Source organism: Fructobacillus ficulneus, assembly GCF_001047075.2.
Classification (GTDB): domain Bacteria; phylum Bacillota; class Bacilli; order Lactobacillales; family Lactobacillaceae; genus Fructobacillus; species Fructobacillus ficulneus.
The window spans coordinates 214,388-216,027 of sequence record NZ_DF968000.1 but is presented as its reverse complement, the minus strand read 5'-3'; the positions used below and the strand labels follow the sequence as shown (position 1 = coordinate 216,027).

Annotated in this window: 1 protein-coding gene; it reads right to left on the bottom strand. The window is 53.7% G+C overall.

Annotated features, from left to right (window positions below; all coding sequences use genetic code 11):
- Positions 1 to 1,640 (bottom strand): PD-(D/E)XK nuclease family protein (locus AOQ29_RS07680; RefSeq protein WP_179948354.1); only part of this gene is annotated, 1,640 nt, incomplete at both ends.

The window sequence follows — 1,640 nt, the reverse complement described above, 5'->3', positions numbered from 1 at the left end:
GCGGCGTTTTCCGGGGCCGCCTGCCAATAAGTCAAGAGCTGGAGCTGCAAACCTGCGACGGCATCGGCATAAGAAAAGGTCTTGGCCGAGGTCTTATAATCAACCAGGGTTCCAAAGTCTCCTTGCCCGTCTTGCAAATCAAAACGGTCAATCTTTCCACGGACAACTAAGTCACTCGATCCGGCGGTCAACTTCAAGGCCCCCAGGTCTCCCTGTGGGAAGCCAAAGAGCGTTTCAACCCGATCTGGCTGACTCTGGTTCGTCCCAGCAGCCTGGTAGAGTTTGGTCAAAACATATTCGGCCGTTTCGGCCAAATAGTCCGCGACCGCCTGGCCTTGGAAGTCTTCCTTCAATTCGGCAAACTCCGGCTCTTGAATGAGCCGGTCCAATTCTTCGGTTACCAGGTTCTTGATTTCTGCCTGGTCCAAGTCGCGGAGACTCTGGCCCTGGTCAATCAAATTCTGGACGGCCTTTTCAAAGATATCGTGGTAAATGATTCCGGTTGAGGCCGCATCCAATTCGGCCGTTGGCCGTTCTTGGAGGCGCAAGCCATACTGGAGGAAGTACTCGTAGGGGTTGCGGTAATAGGTTTCAATCTGTGAAATCGAAACGCTCAGCGGTTGGCTAAATAGGGCCTGGGCTAGGTCAGCTCGCAAGTCGGTCACCTGGTTTTGGTAGGTCCGGCCGGCTAAGACCCGGTCGGTCTTTTCCTGCAAACCAGCCTGGTCCAAGGCCCGGTACAAAGTCTTGAAATTGGGGTCTGCCAAATTCAAATCGGCCAACTTGGCCACCTGGGATAGAGTCGCTTCCGGTGTGCCTAGGTACTGTTGGGCCAGGTCATAGACAGTCTCTGGTCGACCCGTCACCTTTTGAACGGGCAAATCAAAGAAGTTGGCCAGGCGGCTATAGTAGGGCGACATTTCGTTGGCCTTCCCCTCCTGGTTGAGGAGTGGGTAGGACAAAACAACCTTGTCGGCAGCAGCCTGCAAGGCCCCATAAAAGACCAGGTTTTCTTCGGCCATCTGTTGGGCCGCTGTTTGGTGGAGGTAGCGTGGCGTTTCCTGGTCGGCCAAGGCTGGCTGAACCAAGAGACGGTCCTGGTCGGTTAAGACGCTTTTATTTTTGGCTTGGGCTGGTAAGGCCGTCCGGGTTCCCCCAATAAAATAAAGAACCTTGTAGTTTTGGCTCTGGACAATTCCGGCTTCCGAAACCGTTAACTGGTCGAGTTGGTTGGGAATCCCGGTAAACTTTCCACCAGCAAAACCGGCTTGTAAAGCGGCCAAAAAAACCTCGCGGTCAAAGGCCTGGTCACCGGCCACTTGGACGACCTGGTCCAAGATGTTCACGAAGAGTTGCCAAACTTCCATGACCTGCTGGGCCTTGACTAAGTCCCCGGCCGCAATCAATTGGTCGCGTTGGTTCAAGACCGCTTGGGTCACCTGGTATTTCTTCAAATACCCGAGGAGGAACCGGGCCCCTTCGCTCAACGTTTTCGCCTGGTCAAAACCAGCCTGGATATCATCGAAAGCCGTTTTGATAAAGCGTTTCAAATAGTTTAACCGTCGATTGACCTGGGCATCCTGGTCAAAGCCAGGATGGTCTGGATCACTGTTGTGATCAAAGAGCTGGAAATAGGCCTG